We start from the raw sequence: 16,307 nt of genomic DNA on the forward strand, positions 1-16,307 counted from the left end.
CGCTGCCGCTCACAGCTCCTCCGGCTGGGCGGCCTGCCGGCGCTGCGCCGCATGGAAATTCACGATGCCACGAAACAGCGCCGGCACCTCGCGGTCATGCACCTGCGGCGCCCGGCAGCGCACCTGCACCGCCACCGCGGTTTTATTGGTCAACAGGACTTCCGGCACGTCCGTGCTGCGGCGCAGCACCGCCCGCGCGTTGGGCAGCGCCGCAAAAGCTTGATTGATCGCCAGCGCCAGATGCTCGCCTTGTTGATTGCCGGGATAGATCGTGGTCTGCACCAGCAGCGAATCGGAGTCCCACCGGCGATACTCCCACTTCAAATACCAGCCCTGCGGCACCTGATTGACGAGAGCGATGCGGGCGTCCAGCGCAAGGTCGGTGGTGTCGTTGGTGCGCACCAGGATCGCATTCGCGCCGGCCCAGCGCAAGCTGTCTGCCAAGGCCGCCATGGCCGCAAGATTCGCGGCAGCGGCGGCCCTCCCGCCGTTGAAACGATCGCCCCTTGCCTTCCCGCCCAAAGCCGCATCGAGAATGATGGTCTGCTGATGCAGCACGCCGTGCAAAACCGGCCGCAACGACGGACGCACAAACACGCTGCGCAGGGAGTCCACCGCCATCGTCTCCACCGCCGGGGAATAGCCGGCTTTGGTTGCGGCGCAGCGATAGAAGCCGGCCGGCACCCTGGTCAAAAAGAATCCGCCATTGGCATCAGTAGTGGCCCACACCGAATCATTCAAGGAAATCGCCACGCCCTCCAGCGCGGCGCCGGTGGAATCATCGCGCACCAGCCCGCTGAAAAAAACGAGCTGACCGGCGGGCACCAGCTCCAGACGGAGTGTGTCTTGGTGGCCGTCCGCTGCCGCAATCACCTGCACCGGCCCGGGTTCATTCGCGGCTTGATAGTAGATGGTTCCGCTGCCCTCGTGCAAGCGCAGTGAGTCGAGAAGCTGGCCGCGATCGGCGCGCACCGATACCGGCGTGCCCTCCCACACCGCCTCGCCCCGGCCATCGCGCAGCGTGAGCGTAATCGGCAGAGCGGCCACGCCATCCGCGGGGAGTTGCAGCATCGGCGCCGCGAATGCGATTGCCGCTGCCGGCGCCGCAATGATGAGCGTATCCCGCACCGGCAGGTTGTGATTCTTGAACAGGTTTTGCAGATCGACCTGCACCACATGCACGCCGTTGCGCCAGGCCGAATCAGGCCGGAACCAAAGCCTTCCTTTAGCCAGATCGACTCGAGCCGGCATCGCCTGGCCATCGACGCGCACCGACACGCTGGCGGAGTGCAGCAGCAGTTGCCCCGCGCCCCGGCCGCCACGCTCGGTGATGCCGTCGGCCAACTGGTAGACGACTTCCGGCTGCGGATCGCGTGAAATCTTCGCGGGCCGCAGGCGCCTGGCACTCGGCACCCCGCCGGCGGCCCAGCGCGCCAAGCCGAGAAAAATGCCATAGGCTTCGCGGCGATTGTAGCGGCGATCCATCAGCCGCTTTTCTTCGGTGGGATTGGAGAAGAAGGACGATTCCAGCAAAACCGCGGGCAGCCGAATGCGGCGCAGCAAGCCGAAGCCGTCGGGATAGATCATCTTGTCGCTCAGCAGGCCGTCGCTGGCCACTTGCGGCAGCCGCAGCGCTTCGACCAAGCCAAAATAGATGCTGCGCGCCAGGTCCATGCTGGCAGGCGAATAGTCCGGATAGAGATGATAGTAAACCGAAGCGTAATTGACTTGGGGATTGTCCGCGGCGTTGTGATGCAGCGAGATGAGAAAATCACAACCGGCGCGTTCGGCAATTTCCGCGCGCTCGGCCAGCGCGACGAAGCGATCATCCGCGCGGGTCAGCACGACCGTGGCGCCGGCGCGTTCGAGAAAACCCTTCAGTTCCAGCGCCACGTTGAGGTTCATCACCGCTTCTTGCTTTCCGCTCGGCCCGCGCTTGTAGCCGGGCAAATGGCTCAAGCCGCCGTGGCCGGGATCGAGGGCGATTTTGTAGGGCGAAAGATATTGCGCATACGGAGGAATCGTATAGTGTTCAGGAGGCAGCTTGGTCCAATCGCGCAGCACCAATTTCGCGTTGCCGCAGTGCAGGAACAAGAACGAGAGCAACAGGGACGCGCGCAGGATTTTTCGGGCGATCATGGCAGGAGACCGGGCAATGGTGGAAAACGAATGCGATTCGCATGAGCTGTGCGGCCGGCAGTTGTGTGGCATGGTACAAAATCACCGGCAGTCTTGTCAAGCGGATTCTCGCCGGCCGTGTAATGTCTCAGTTACCGGCGGTGTCATATTGATCGGCAACGGTTGCACCGTTGCTTTGGGCGCCTGGAGCCGGGCGTCGTGACGTGACGGCACAGCCGTGGCGGCGGATCATCCCCACCAATAACTCAGGCCTTACCGGCGGGCCGAGAGTTCGCTTGACTTCAGGGCGAAAAAGTCTATATTGCCCCCGGCAAATCGCCCTGGCTGTGCGCACGCTGAAAAACGTCAGCAACCTCATCTGCGACATTCGAGGAGAAAGGCATGAACCGAGAGATTCACGGCTGGTGGAGCCCCGCTTTGAACAAGCACATGGACCTGGCGGTCTACGGGCACTACGGCTTCGCCCTGCTGCTGATTCCGACCGCGGCGGCAGATCATCTGGAATATGAACGCTTCTATCTGATCGAAGCAATCGCGGGTTTCATCAACGCCGGCAAGGTCAAGGTCTTTTCCATCAACACCGTGAACAACGAAAGCTGGTTCAACGATCACGTGGCCCCGCCGCACAAGGCCATCCGCCACCAGCAATTCAATGACTATGTGTTCAACGAAGTCATTCCCTTCATCCACAGCCACTGCCACGGCCGGGTGCTGACCATCACCTGCGGCGCCAGCGTGGGCGCGCTGCATGCCGCCAACCTGCTGTTCAAGCGGCCGGATTTGATCGACGGCATGATCGCGATGAGCGGGGTTTACGATCTCAAATACTACACCAAGGGCTATTACGACGACAACTGCTACTTCAACAGTCCGATGGACTACCTGCCCAGCCTCAGTGACGACCGCTATCTCTCCCTGCTGCGCGCCAAGCATCATATCTACATTCTCACCGGCCAGGGCCCGTATGAAGCGCCCGACCGCTCGCGTGATCTCGCCGCGGTGCTGGCGGCCAAGGGCATTCCGCATTTCCTCGATGTGTGGGGACATGACATGAGCCATGACTGGCCGACTTGGCGGCGCATGCTGCCGCATTATCTCGGCACGCGGTTTTGATTTCTTCGAAGTTGAATCGCTGCAAACAGCGAAGATTCTCCAACCGCTATCGCTTTTTTGAATGCGTGTGCAGGTTCGCAGTCCAGCCCTCTTGTGGGGCACTGTTGCACCCGCGAATCCATTGGATTCAACAGCCGCCCACAAGAGGCGGAGACTACAAACCTTTTCATTCAGCTAAAAACGGCTGTAATTAGACGGTTATCTCAGTGCCCTGCCCGGTACAACCCGGGGTTCCCGCCTGCCGCCTAAACCAAAATCGCCATTGCTTTTCTTTTGTTTCCTGCTATCTTGTGCTCACAATCTCCTGCAGCAGGAACCTTCTCCGTTTCCCCCCAGACGGTCAAGGTTCAACCTGGTCGCTGCAGGAGTTTCTTTTTGAAGGCAGCCATGCCACCCACCGCCCGGGCGCTCCGAGCGCCCGGGCGGTATCGACCCCAACGGCAAACCTTCCCGCCGCGACGCCCCTACGCCGGCCTTGCTTTTCGCCCCGATTCTTGCTATCAATAGCCGCACACGACTCCTGAGGCGGGCCATACCTATGAAAGACTTCTTCATCAGCTACAGCAGCGCTGACAAAGATTGGGCGGAATGGATTGCCTGGCAGTTGGAAGAGGCACACTACGCGATCGTGATCCAGGCGTGGGACTTTCGTCCCGGCTCCAACTTCGTGCTCGAAATGCAGAAGGCCGCGACCGAAGCGCAGCGCACCATTGCCGTGCTCTCCCAGAATTACGTCAATGCCCTGTTCACCCAGCCGGAATGGGCCGCGGCCTTCGGGCAGGATCCCACCAGCAAAGACGGCCGGCTCCTGCCCGTGCGCATCGCGCCGTTCAAAACCGAGGGCATGCTGCGGCCGATCGTCTACATTGATTTGGTCGACTGCGATGAAGCGCAGGCGAAGGAAGCACTGCTCAAAGGGGTTTCGTTTCAGCGCGCCAAGCCCGCGATCGCGCCCGGCTTTCCCGGCGCTGCGGCACGCGCAATCACCACCGCCCCGCAATTCCCCGGCCCTGGGCGCAACGCCCTCAAGGGCCTGCGGCCGTTTGCCTTCGAAGATGCCGCGTTGTTTCAGCGTTTGCAGCGCCAAGCCGAACTGCAAACCTGCTTCGCCGCCCTCACCGATGCGGAATTCCGGCTGGGCATTCTTTTCGGCGAATCGGGCTGCGGCAAAACCTCGTTCGTGCAAGCCGGCCTCTGGCCCATGCTGCAAACCAGCGCCTCCTTTCTTCCAGTCTATGTCAAATTCAGCGAGCTTGATCCGCTGCTGAGCTTGCGCCAGGCCCTCAAGGCGCAGGCGCAGTGCGCCTTGCCCCGTGCCGACACCGCCGAGTTCTGGCAGTTGTGCGAGCAGGCGGGACACACCGCGGGCAAGACCCTGGTTTTCTTCTTCGATCAATTCGAGCAGTTCTTCGTGCATTTTCCCCGGGAAGAGCAGCGCCAGCCTTTCATTGCCGCGCTGGCGGAATGGTATCGCCGCCCTGGCTTGCCCGCCAAGATTCTGCTCTGCCTGCGCAAAGACTACTACGGCCATCATTGCGAATTGCAGCAGGCGCTGCAGTACACCCTGGGGCCGCAGGAAAGCATTGAATTGAAGAAGTTCAAGCCCAACCAGGCCGCGGCAATCTTTCACGTCATTGCGGAGACTGCCGGCTTGCGCTGCGACCGCGCTTTCGTCGAGGAGATGACGGCGCGCGAGCTGGCCGGCAAAGAGGACGGCCGGATTTCGCCGGTCGATATCCAAATTCTGGCGTGGATGGTTTCAGCGCAGGAAGACCAGTCCGGCTTCAACCGGGCCGCTTTTCGCAAGCTGGGTGGGGTCGAAGGCTTGCTGGAAAACTACCTCAACCTTGTGCTGCAAACGCTGGCCAGCAAGGCCGAGCGCGAAGCCGGCCTCAAAATCATGCTGGCGCTGGTGGATTTGGAAAACAACGTGCGCGCCGGCGTGCTCTCCCCGGAACAAATCGCCGAAAAGCTCGGGGCCGAAGCAGGCCCTGCAACCAGAGACAAGCTCCTAGTCTGGCTGGCGAGCGGCAAAGTGCGTTTGCTCACGCCGGTGGAGCGGGAGGGCGTGTTGGGCTATGAGCTGGCGCATGAACGCTTGATTCAACCGTTGCGGCGGCTCACCAACAAACAACTGACCGAGGTGGAACAGGCCAATCGGTTGTTGGAACGCCGCGCCAACGAATGGTTGGGCAATGACCGCGCTGCGCGCTACTTGTTGACCGGCGGCGAGCTGCGCCAGATCAACCGGCAGCGGCCTTACCTGGTGTGGGGCAAACAGGCGGATTTGAAGCAGGAATTGTTGAAACGGAGCACGCACAAGTGGAAGCAGCAGGCCGGAGTGGCGCTTTTTGGCTTGGTGCTGCTGGTGTTGCTGGCTGTGGGCTGGTCAAAGCTGGAGAAGATGCGCGAGCAGCGCCAACTGGCTGAGCGGCGCGACCAGCTTGCGAGGCTATTGAATAGCACTGATATTTCACCGCAAAAACGCGCGGCGCAAGCGCATGAGCTTACCAGGAATTCTGGCGACCCACGGGTGGAAGTGACAACCCTGGAACACATGCAGTTTTGCTATGTGCCGCCAGGCCCGTTTTGGATGGGCAGTGACAGTTCCGATTCTTCTTCCTCGAAATACGAGCGGCCGCTGCATTTGAATGACAAACTCGACTACGGCTATTGGATTTCGCGCTTCCCGATCACCGTGGCGCAGTTCAAGGCTTTTGCCGTCGATTCCGGGCAGAAGATAAGCAGTCTCCAATTTCGTGCTGATCCTGACAACTATCCCGTGCGTTACGTCACTTGGCATGATGCCATGTCCTTCTGCCAATGGCTAACACAAAAATGGCGCAGGGAAAACCGCTTGCCGGAAAATTGGCGGGTAACTCTGCCCTCGGAGGCCGAGTGGGAAAAGGCGGCCCGCGGTGGTGTGGAAATACTCGGTGAGATCAAGATCATGGAAATCGCTCAGATCGATTTCACCTCGAACCTCACAGTTTCACTCCAGCAGAATCCCCTGCCCCGCCGCCGCTATCCATGGGGTGATCAGCCGGATTCAAGCTTGGCAAATTATCACTTCACCGGGATTAGTATGCCCAGTGTGGTTGGCTGTTTTCCGGGCGGAAAATCACCCTACGGCTGCGAAGAGCTGGCCGGAAATCTGTGGGAATGGACACGGAGTTTGTGGGGAAATGATTGGGATGAGCCTGCCTTCAAATATCCGTATGATCCGGCTGATGGACGTGAGAACATAGATGCACCACAAGATATCGCCCGCGTGTTGCGGGGCGGCGCGTTCCTCCTCAATCGGAGGATCGTGCGGTGCGCCTATCGCCTCAGGTACTATCCCGTCTCCAGGAACATCGGCGTCGGGTTTCGTGTGGTTGTGTCCCCATTACTCTGAACTCTGAATCTCTGGACTCTGGAACTCTGAGTTGTTGTTGTTGCTGTTGTTTTTGCTTTTACAGAGCGAGCGCGAGCGAGCGGCCTCAAAAATTTTTTGAAATTTTGCTCCTGTACCGCCCGGGCGCTGCGAGCGCCCGGGCGGTAACGCGGTAAAGACCCCAGCCGAACGAGCCGGAACCAAAGAAGGCAAAAGCAACCGCAAAGCCGCGCAAAGAATGGATTCGAGTTTTGTCTTTCATGATTGCCGGCAAAAAACGATTGGGCGATCTTTGCGGCTTTGCGTCTCTGCGTGATTTCTTTCGCCCAAAATGGAAAAGGTCGGAGATTTCCAGAATTGCTGCAAAACCAGCATCAATACGGGTCGAGAAAGCAGCCACCGAACAAATCTTTGCCTTTCTTGCAACGAGTTTACGCTTTAGTGACCAAGGAAGAACCGTCCCGCCGGCATGTCTCTCCTCAAATGTCATCCAGAAAGGATCTGGTGAAGCCTCAGGCACAGCGCCAAGTCATGCTCTCCTCCTCCCGAGCGGCCGTTGCACTGCACGCGCTCACGCGATATGGCGGCGCTGTAACTTTTTCACGAGACTTTTTCGCTTGACAATCAAAGCCATTTTTATATATTATTCGCCGCGATTGCAGCAAGTATTGAGCGGACAAAATCTTAGCACCACAGCAAGAACCGCAGCCTGATTTGAGGCAATGTGAAGCAGTTTTCCGGTTGCAAACCCTAAGACGGAGGTGTAAGGCTCATGAGAAAATCGCTCAAGTCGTACCTGACGAAGGGCATGCTCGTCGCTACACTATCCTTCTCGCTCGGCATGGTGGCGTGTACGAAACACCCGAACGAGAAACAACTGCAGGCCCTGGAAGAGCAGAAGAAGGCCACGCTGGCAGCCGAAGAACTGCTGGCGCAGAAGCGCAAAGAACGTGACGATCTGCAACGACAGGTTGAGCAGAAGAAGGCCGATCTGGCCAAGGCTCAACAGGAAAAGTCCACCGTGTCCGCCCGCCTCAGCCAGATGCCCAACTGAGCCGGCCGGCCGATCACCCGCAAATGAGATCACGAATCATGCGACTGACCAACCCAACCCTGAGGAGGGGAATGATGAAAGCTTTCTCAAAGATATTGCTTGTCCTCTCTTTCGGCCTTCTGCTCACAGCGCTCACCGGGCCGGTGGTTGCCCAGGAAAAGATGACGATGGATGAGTATCGCCAGCAACTGGCGGACTGGCAGAAGCGCGAAGCCGATGCCAAGGCCGAAATTCCCAAAGTTGAAGCGGAAATCACCGCCCTGAAAGCGGAACTGGCCGCGCTCGACGAACAGCTCAACAAAGAGTGGGATGACATCTACGCCATGGTCGGCACCGACCGCGCCGGCGTGGAAGCCTACCGCAACGAACTGAAGAGCCTGGAAGCCGAAGTCGACGGCTTGATGGCGCTCTCCCCCGAAGAGCTGTTCAAGCGCCGCGCCGAGCTTGACGCCCTGCAAGCCCGGCTCGATGAAATGAAGAAAAGCAAGATCGGCCAACTCTCCGAGATGCAGGACACCATCGCGCGCATCGAAGGCAAGATGACGCAACTGCGCGGCCGCATGCCGAAAGCCATCTACACCGAATACAACGTCCAGCGCGGCGATTATCTCTGGAAGATCTCCGGCAAACAGGACATCTACGGCGACCCCTATCAGTGGATGCGCATCTACTCCTACAACCGCGACCAGATCAAGGATCCCGACCTGATCTATCCGCAGCAAATCTTCAAGATTCAGCGCGAAGTCGGACCCGATGAATATCTGGTGGCCAAGGGCGATTTCCTCGGCAAGATCGCCAAGGGCATGGGCGACCCCGCGATGTGGCGCCGCCTCTATGAAGCCAACAAGAACATCATCGGCGATGATCCCAGCAAGCTCTATCCCTATACGGTTTTGCGTATTCCGCGCTAAATTGCCCATTTGGTTGTGAGGACAAGCAGGTTGTGAGTTTGCCGCGCGCAGCTCGTGACCTGCTTTTTCTTTTTTGTGTGATGCCATTCCCAGCGAGGATGCCAAATTGGAGCCGACGAGTCTCGAACAGAGAATTTCCATTCGCGGCGTCGACCCGCTCGAGCTGCTCGGGCAGGGCGACAGCCACCTCAAAGAAATTGCCCGCCACTTCGACGCCCGCATCACGGTGCGCGGCAGTGAAATCATCCTGCGCGGCGAAGAGAAGGAACTGAAACTGCTCGATCGCGTGTTCACCGAGCTGATCCTGATGCTCAACCGCAACGGCGAGTTGCGCGAAGCGGACGTCGAAACCGTGGTGCAGCTTGCCAAGCGCGGGGAAGCGCCTGCGCCCACGCCGGCCACCACGACCACCACCCAACCGGCCATCGTCTACACTAAAAGTGCGGCCATCAAGCCGCGCACTGCCGGCCAAAGCGAATTCTACCAGGCCACGCTGAAGAACGACATTGTCTTTGTCATCGGGCCGGCGGGCACGGGCAAGACCTACCTCGCGGTCGCCATCGCCGTGGCGCATTTGCGCGACCGCCAGGTCGATCGCATCGTGCTGGCGCGGCCGGCAGTGGAAGCGGGCGAGAGCCTGGGCTTTTTGCCGGGCGATCTGCGCGAGAAAGTCGATCCCTATCTGCGGCCGCTCTACGACGCGCTCAACGACATGATTCCCGCCGAGAAACTGCGGCGGTATCTCGAGACCGACGTGATCGAAATCGTGCCGCTCGCCTACATGCGCGGCCGCACGCTGCACAATGCCTTCGTCATTCTCGACGAGGCGCAAAACACCATGCCCTCCCAGATGAAGATGTTTCTCACCCGCCTGGGCATCAACTCCAAGGCGATCATCACCGGCGACATCACGCAAATCGACCTGCCCAGCTCGACCACTTCCGGGCTGGTGCAGATTCGGGAAATTCTCGCCGGCATCGAGGGCATCGGCTTCGTCTATTTGGATGACAAGGACGTCGTCCGGCACAAGCTCGTTCGCGAGATCATCAAGGCCTACGATCAACACCAGCGCTGAGGCCTGCGGAGTTTCCGCGTGAAAAAACCACCGACCAAGCCGTTTCTCCGAATCCGCGCCCTGCCGAAAATCCAGCTCTCCAGCATCCGGTGGTACCGGCATCGCTGGCAATTCGTGGTGATGGCGCTGTTCACCACCATCTGCGTGCTGTTGTTCCCGCAGGGCTCATCCTTCCGTTTTGCCGATTTGCGCGAGGGGGACATTTACATCGGCGAGCCGATTATTGCGCCCTTCACCTTCTCGATCAACAAAACACCGGAAGAATACGAACGCGACAAGCAGGCGGCGCGCCAGAGCGTCTATCCCATCTTCGTGCGGCGCGACAGCGTGGCGGCGGCGCAAAACGCCGCGCTCGATCGCTTTCTCAGCCAACTGGAAAACGTGCTGGCCTCAGTGGCGCCGGATTCGGTGAAATCCGTGCAAATCCGCGAGCTTTTCGATCAACGGAACAACAGCATCTCCAACGACGGCCTGCGCTTTCTGCTCACCGGCTTCACGCTGCGGCCGGGGGGCAACGGCCGGCTGTTGCATTTTGCCGCCTATCGCGAGGAGCTGGAGCGCATCCTGCGCGACTTGTACACCATCGGCATCATCAACCTCGAACGCACCGCGCTGCCCGACTATGTCACCAAGGTCGCGTTGCGCACCGGCTCCGACGAAGTCGTGGAGGAATGCGATGATCTCCATCACCAGGGCACGGTGAACAATGCGGTGCTGCAAAAGCTGCGCGAGATCGCAAACAGCACCGAACCCGCCATCAACCTCGGCTATCAAATCGTGACCTCGTTCGTCAAGCCGAATCTGTTTTTCGATCAGCTCGAAACCGAGACGCGCGTCACCGAGGCGCTGGCGCGGGTGCCGCTGGCGCGCGGCTCGGTGCTGGAGAATGAAAAGATCATCGAAAGCCATGAGAAGATCACGAAGGAACACATTCAAAAGCTGAACTCGCTGGCGAGCGCGCTGGTCGAAAGGAAAATGTCGGAGGGCACGCTCTCCCGGCTGCTGCCCATCGTCGGCAAGCTGTTCATGACCGTGCTGTCGCTGATCGTGCTGATTGTCTTTCTGCGCTACTGGCGGGTGACCATTTACGAGGACATTTCGCGGGTCATTCTGATCGCGCTGATTCTGCTGTTGGTGGTCTTTCTCGCGCATGTGGTGCGCCGCATGAGCGTGTCGGAATTTCTCATTCCCTTTGCCTTGGCGCCCATGCTGCTGACGGTTTTTTTCGATGCCCGGCTGGCGTTCGTGGGCACGACCTCGCTGGCGGTTCTGCTGGGCAGCCTGCGCGGGAATGAGTTTACCGCCACGTTTCTCTGCATCATCGTGGGTATGGCCAGCATTCTGGCGGTGCGCAAAGTGCGCTCGCGCACGTGGATTTTCAAAGCCTTTCTGTTTCTTGCGCTCGCCTACATTCTGGCGGCCTCGGCGCAGGCGTTTTTGCTCCATTCGCCGGGCGCGCGGCTGTCGGGCAACATTCTCAACGGCCTGCTGAGCGCCGCGGTCTGCCCGATTCTGACCTACGGCGTGATGATCATTTTCGAGTATCTCTTCGACATCACCACCGACGCCACCCTGCTCGAGCTTTCCGATCTCAACCGGCCGCTGTTGCGCGAGCTGGCGGTGCGCGCGCCGGGAACGTATCATCACAGCATCGTCGTCGGCACGCTTTCCGAAGCCGCGGCCGAGGCGATCGGCGCCAATTCGCTGCTGGCGCGCGTGGGCGCCTATTACCACGACATCGGCAAGCTCGACAAGCCGGAATATTTCATGGAGAATCAGAAGGGCGGCAAGAATCCCCACGACAAACTGGCGCCCACCATGAGCCGGCTGATCATCGTCAATCACGTCAAGCGCGGCATTGAAATCGCCGAAAGCAACGGCCTGCCCAGGGAGCTGCGCGATTTCATTCCGCAGCACCACGGCACGAATTTGATTTCCTACTTCTATCGCAAGGCGCAGGAACGCAACGACGAAACCGAGATTCAGGAAACCTCCTTTCGCTATCCCGGACCCAAGCCGCAGACCAAGGAAACCGGCATCGTGATGCTGGCGGATGGCGTGGAGGCGGCGGCGCGCTCGCTGCGTGATCCCTCGGTGTCGCGCATCCGCGCCATTGTCAGCCAGATCATCGCGCAGCGCTTCACGGCGAGCGAATTGGACGAATGCCCGCTGACGCTGCGCGATCTCAATCAAATCAAGGAAAGTTTCGAACGCACCCTCACCGGAATCTTCCACGGCCGGCTGCAGTATCCCGGCGGCCCGGAAAAATCCACCGAAACGGAGCGCAATGAAGCCACGGAAAAGCCGGCCGGCCGTAGCGCGGAAACCGGCACCTCGGCGGGCGAGCAGGAAAACGGCAGCGAATGGCCGTTTGAAGCTGAAGGCAGTCCACCGGTCCGCGAAAAACCCCGTCGCCATTAAGCCGGGCTTGGCGGGGCTGCTGGAAAAAATCTGGCAGGCACACGGCGCCAATGCCGCCGAGGTCGAGGTGCAGTTTGTCGCGGAGGCCATGATCTGCAGCCTGCACGAACAGTTCCTGCAGGATCCGTCGCCGACCGACATCATCACGTTTGATTTGGGCGTCACCCCCGACCACCGCCGGCTGGCGCTGTTGTGCATTTGCCCGGCCGTGGCGGCACGGCACGCGCGCCGTTTTCACACCACGCTGCGCCGTGAGATTCACCGCTTGATCGTGCACGGCATTCTGCATCTGCTCGGTTACGATGATCACGATCCCGGCCGGCGCCGCCGCATGCGCTACCGCGAACGGGCCATACTGAAACAGTTGGCAGTTTGAGCGGCCGCGCCTGCGCGCAAGAGCGGCACAACGTGCGACGGGCAGGGCGGCCCGGTCCCGTTGGTGGGGGCTTTCGCGCTTGACTAATTAGAGGAATTTTCCTACCATTCCCGGCCTTGAAGAACAGGCAGCCGCCAGAATTCCAGCTTTGCTGCCTTACCGAACTTTACACTACTGCGAAGGCCGTCCAACCTCGATCAGATTCCCGCAGGGCGATCACTTCCTTCAGGCAACCGCTTGCACACCAAGCAGAGTGGAGAGCTGCACATGAATCAACTGCGTCGCGACCCGATTACCGGCATCTGGACTATTGTCATTCAAGATGGCGTGACCGTGGCGGATTTGAAGCCGGATGTGCAGGCGGTGCGCAACATCGCCGGCGAATCCTGCTCGTATTGCCAGGGCCGCGAACACGAAACGCCGGCAGAGATCTTCGCCGTCCGGCCGCCCGGCTCCAACCGCAACGAACCCGGCTGGCGCGTGCGGGTCGTGCCCGAGAAAATGCCGGTGCTGCAGATTCACGGCGATCTCAACAATCGCGGCCTGGGCCTGTACGACATGTTCGACGGCATCGGCGCGCACGAAGTCATCATCGAAACCCCGGAACACAACCAGCGCCTGGTGGATTTGTCCGAAAGCGCGGCCACCGAGGTGTTGAACACTTACCGGGATCGCATTGTGGATCTCAAGAAAGACGCGCGCTTTCGCTACGTGCTGGTGCACAAGAGTCTGCGCAGCGGCAATGATCCGCACTTGCGCCATGCCCACAGCAACATTCTGGCGACGCCCATCACGCCGCAGCGCGTGCGCGAGGAATTCACCAACGCGCAGCAGTTCTTCAATCTCAAAGACCGCTGCCTGTTCTGCGATGTCATTCGTCAGGAGCTGGATGACAACCAGCGGCTGCTGGCCGAGAGCAGCGATTTCATCGCGCTGTGCCCCTTTGCCAGCCGCGCCCCCTTCGAAACCTGGATTCTGCCGCGGCGCCATGAGACTTTTTTCGAAGAACAGAGCAAGATGCCCGGCCTGGCCAAAATCCTGCTGGCGGTACTCGGGCAAATGCGCAATCTGCTCGGTGATCCCAATTACGTGATGGAGATTCATTCCGGTCCGAATCTGAATGCCGGCAAACAGCGGGGCTACTGGAAAACGGTGGAGCGCGATTTTCATTGGCACCTGGAAATCACGCCGCGCTTGCGCAGCTATACCTCATTTGAAATGGGGTTCGGTTTTCCCGTCAATCCCATGCCGCCGGAGAAGGCGGCGGAAATCATGCGCCTCACTGCTGCGGTCTGAACGCAGCAGCGGCGCCGACCCGCTCACGGCAGGCTTGCGCCATGCGCCTTTCGCCCTCTCATATGCGCCGGCAGGCGGCACCGGCAGCCACGCTCGCGCTATTGCTGGCCACGGCCGCGGCCGCCCAGCCTCTCACCCAGGCAGCCTTGCCACCCTTTTCCCGCCAATCATTCATCAGCAACCATGCAAGCCTTTTCTCTGCCAACCAGCTCACGGCAGCTCTGCCGCTCGAACCGGCCGTGCGATTTTCCCTGGCAAATTTCAGCCGCATCGACAGTACGCGCCCGCAGGCGCACGCGCTGCCGCCCTTCCCGCCGCCACGGTCCGTCTCGCGGCAACGGCTGTTGCTCGCCGGCGGGGCATTGGTGACGGCGAACTGGATTCTCTATCATCAACTCAATGAGGCCTGGTGGCAAGAGAAGCGCAGCGGATTTCATTTCTACCAAGGCTACCGCCGCACGCACGGCGCGTATGATTTGGGCTGGCACGACAGCTACTACTATCATCTCGACAAGGCCAGCCATGTACTCGCCGGGCTGTTCATGACGGAGTCTCTCTTTGAAATCAACCGTTGGGTGGGATTCTCCGCAACCGGGGCGGAGCGCGTGAGCGCGATCGTGGCAACGGCACTCTTGCTCGAAGTTGAAATCTACGACGGCTTCTTTGAAGAATGGGGATTCAGTCTGGGCGATTTTCTCGCCAATGAATTGGGCGTGTTGTGGGCCACGGCGCAACGGCGCTCGCCCGGCCTGCGCGCGGTTCGCCTCAAGATCAGTTACGATCCGCGCGCGCCCATCGCAGAGGATTCCTGGATCAAGAGCTACAATGCCATGACGTTCTGGCTGAGTTTTCCGGTGCGCCAATGGCTGCCCTCCGCGGCGCAGCGCGTGTGGCCGGCCTGGCTCAATCTCGCAGCCGGCTATGGCACCGACCGCTTGCGCCACGGCCGTCTGGAAGCTTATCTGGCGCTTGATCTCAACGGCGCGGCGCTGCTCAAATCACGCAGTCCCTACACCCTGCCGCTGCGGCTGCTGTTGACTTACGTCCATCTGCCCCTGCCGGCGCTGCAATTCAAACCGGCGTTGCGCTTCTTACCGATGCAATTCTGATGCGGAGCTTGTGATGCCCCTGCTGCAAAGTCCGATGGCCATCTTTGCCGTGTGCGCCGGCCTGTGCGCGCTGGTCTTTTGGATCAGCGCGCAACCGTGGGCGCGCCGCTTCTTCAGCATCGTGCCTTCGATTCTGTTCGTCTACTATTTGCCGACGCTGGCCACCACCTTCGGCGTCATTCCAGCGGTCTCGCCGGTGTATGATTGGATGCGTGATTATCTGCTGCCCTTCAGCCTGTTCATCTTGATGGTGACCGCTGACTTGCCGGCCATCATCAAAGTCGGCCCGAAAGCGCTGGCCATGATGCTGTTTGGCACAGCGGGCGTAATCCTCGGCGGCGTGGCGGCGTATGCCATTTTCGAAAAATGGCTGCCGCCCGAGGCGTGGAAAGGCATGGCCGCGCTCTCCGGCAGTTGGATCGGCGGCAGCGGCAATTTCGCGGCAATCAAGGAAGCGGTGGCCGCGCCCGACAGCATCATCGGCCCCATCATCGTGGTCGACACCGCCGTGGCGTACAGTTGGATGGGCGTGCTGCTGTTTCTCGCGAACTATCAAAAGCCGCTCGACCGGCTGCTGGGCGGCAGTTCGGAAGTATTGCAGGATCTCAACCGCCGCATGAAGGATTATCAAGAAAGCCAGCAGCGCCCCCTTGCCGTCTCCGATCTTTTCCTGATCATCGCGCTCGGCTTTGGTGGCGCCGTCATCAGCCAAAGTCTCGCGGGCAAACTCTACGGTCTGACACACGCGGCGTTGCAGCAAAACCTGCCGCTGGTCGACTCGATTTTCACTGAATTCACGTGGTTGATCATCGTCATTTCCACTGCCGGCATTCTGCTTTCGTTTACGCCGCTGCGCCGCCTCGAGGCTGCCGGCGCCTCCAAGGTGGGTTATGTTGCCCTTTTCCTTTTTCTCACTTCAATCGGGGCGAAAGCCAATCTTGCGGGTTTGCTGGCCGCGCCGGTGCTGCTGCTCGCCGGCGTGGTGTGGATTTGCTTTCACATTCTTTTCCTGTTTGCCGGCGCGCGCTTGATCAAAGCGCCGATGTTTTTGGTGGCGATTGGCAGCCAGGCCAATATCGGCGGGCCGGCCAGCGCTCCCATCGTTGCCGCTGCCTACTACGAAGCCATGGCGCCGGTGGGCGTGCTCATGGGGGTGCTCGGTTATCTGTTGGGGAATTACGGCGGGTTGTTGTGCGCTTTGCTGCTGCGCATGCTGGCGGGATGAGAGATAATGCCTCAGTTACCAGCGGTGTCAGATCGATCAGCAACGGTTGCACCGTTGCTTTTGGCGCCTGAAACCGGGCGTCGTTATGCCACGGCACAGCCGTGGCGACACCCACCAATAACGGAGGCACTACGATGAGATTTGGGCAAGAAAAATCACGCAGCCGCGTCAGCGGCCGGCGCGAGGCATCGGGCCAAATTGAACCGGCTGAC

12 protein-coding genes are annotated in these 16,307 nt (G+C 60.1%); 10 read left to right on the plus strand and 2 right to left on the minus strand.

Annotated features, from left to right (window positions below; all coding sequences use genetic code 11):
* Positions 1-9: 9 nt before the first annotated feature.
* On the minus strand, positions 10-2,139 hold the full coding sequence (locus L6R21_04105; GenBank protein ID MCK6558361.1) for an N-acetylmuramoyl-L-alanine amidase: 2,130 nt from the start codon (positions 2,137-2,139) through the stop codon (positions 10-12).
* A 381-nt stretch (positions 2,140-2,520) separates the two neighbouring features.
* On the opposite strand from L6R21_04105, the gene L6R21_04110 reads away from it, so the two are divergent.
* Both L6R21_04110 and L6R21_04115 read left to right on the plus strand, forming a co-directional pair.
* Positions 2,521-3,252 carry an esterase gene (locus tag L6R21_04110; protein MCK6558362.1) on the plus strand — a complete coding sequence of 244 codons (732 nt, stop codon included), beginning with the start codon at positions 2,521-2,523 and terminating at the stop codon, positions 3,250-3,252.
* A gap of 475 nt (positions 3,253-3,727) precedes the next feature.
* Complete coding sequence (locus L6R21_04115) at positions 3,728-6,649, plus strand: SUMF1/EgtB/PvdO family nonheme iron enzyme (protein MCK6558363.1); 2,922 nt, start codon at positions 3,728-3,730, stop codon at positions 6,647-6,649.
* Between the two features lie 85 nt (positions 6,650-6,734).
* Here the strand turns inward: L6R21_04115 and L6R21_04120 are convergent, their stop codons facing one another.
* Positions 6,735-7,118 carry a hypothetical protein gene (locus tag L6R21_04120; protein ID MCK6558364.1) on the minus strand — a complete coding sequence of 128 codons (384 nt, stop codon included), beginning with the start codon at positions 7,116-7,118 and terminating at the stop codon, positions 6,735-6,737.
* A gap of 282 nt (positions 7,119-7,400) precedes the next feature.
* Here L6R21_04120 and L6R21_04125 point away from each other — a divergent pair, with 282 nt between their 5' ends.
* From L6R21_04125 to L6R21_04160, 8 genes are all read left to right on the plus strand, one after another.
* A complete protein-coding gene (locus tag L6R21_04125) occupies positions 7,401-7,682 on the plus strand; it encodes a hypothetical protein (GenBank protein ID MCK6558365.1) in 282 nt (93 codons plus the stop codon).
* Between the two features lie 71 nt (positions 7,683-7,753).
* Positions 7,754-8,593, plus strand: a complete 840-nt coding sequence (locus tag L6R21_04130) for a LysM peptidoglycan-binding domain-containing protein (protein ID MCK6558366.1) — start codon at positions 7,754-7,756, stop codon at positions 8,591-8,593.
* Between the two features lie 106 nt (positions 8,594-8,699).
* On the plus strand, positions 8,700-9,668 hold the full coding sequence (locus tag L6R21_04135; protein MCK6558367.1) for a PhoH family protein: 969 nt from the start codon (positions 8,700-8,702) through the stop codon (positions 9,666-9,668).
* Between the two features lie 18 nt (positions 9,669-9,686).
* Positions 9,687-12,089, plus strand: a complete 2,403-nt coding sequence (locus L6R21_04140) for an HDIG domain-containing protein (GenBank protein ID MCK6558368.1) — start codon at positions 9,687-9,689, stop codon at positions 12,087-12,089.
* A 7-nt stretch (positions 12,090-12,096) separates the two neighbouring features.
* Positions 12,097-12,465, plus strand: coding sequence for an rRNA maturation RNase YbeY (ybeY, locus tag L6R21_04145; GenBank protein ID MCK6558369.1), 369 nt, complete (start codon positions 12,097-12,099; stop codon positions 12,463-12,465).
* 267 nt (positions 12,466-12,732) lie between these two features.
* Positions 12,733-13,761, plus strand: coding sequence for a galactose-1-phosphate uridylyltransferase (locus L6R21_04150; GenBank protein ID MCK6558370.1), 1,029 nt, complete (start codon positions 12,733-12,735; stop codon positions 13,759-13,761).
* 41 nt (positions 13,762-13,802) lie between these two features.
* Positions 13,803-14,870, plus strand: a complete 1,068-nt coding sequence (locus tag L6R21_04155) for a YfiM family protein (protein ID MCK6558371.1) — start codon at positions 13,803-13,805, stop codon at positions 14,868-14,870.
* 13 nt (positions 14,871-14,883) lie between these two features.
* Positions 14,884-16,095 carry a DUF819 family protein gene (locus L6R21_04160; protein ID MCK6558372.1) on the plus strand — a complete coding sequence of 404 codons (1,212 nt, stop codon included), beginning with the start codon at positions 14,884-14,886 and terminating at the stop codon, positions 16,093-16,095.
* Positions 16,096-16,307 lie beyond the last annotated feature (212 nt).

The sequence above is a fragment of the bacterium genome, assembly GCA_023150945.1.
Taxonomy (GTDB): Bacteria; Zhuqueibacterota; Zhuqueibacteria; order Zhuqueibacterales; family Zhuqueibacteraceae; genus Coneutiohabitans.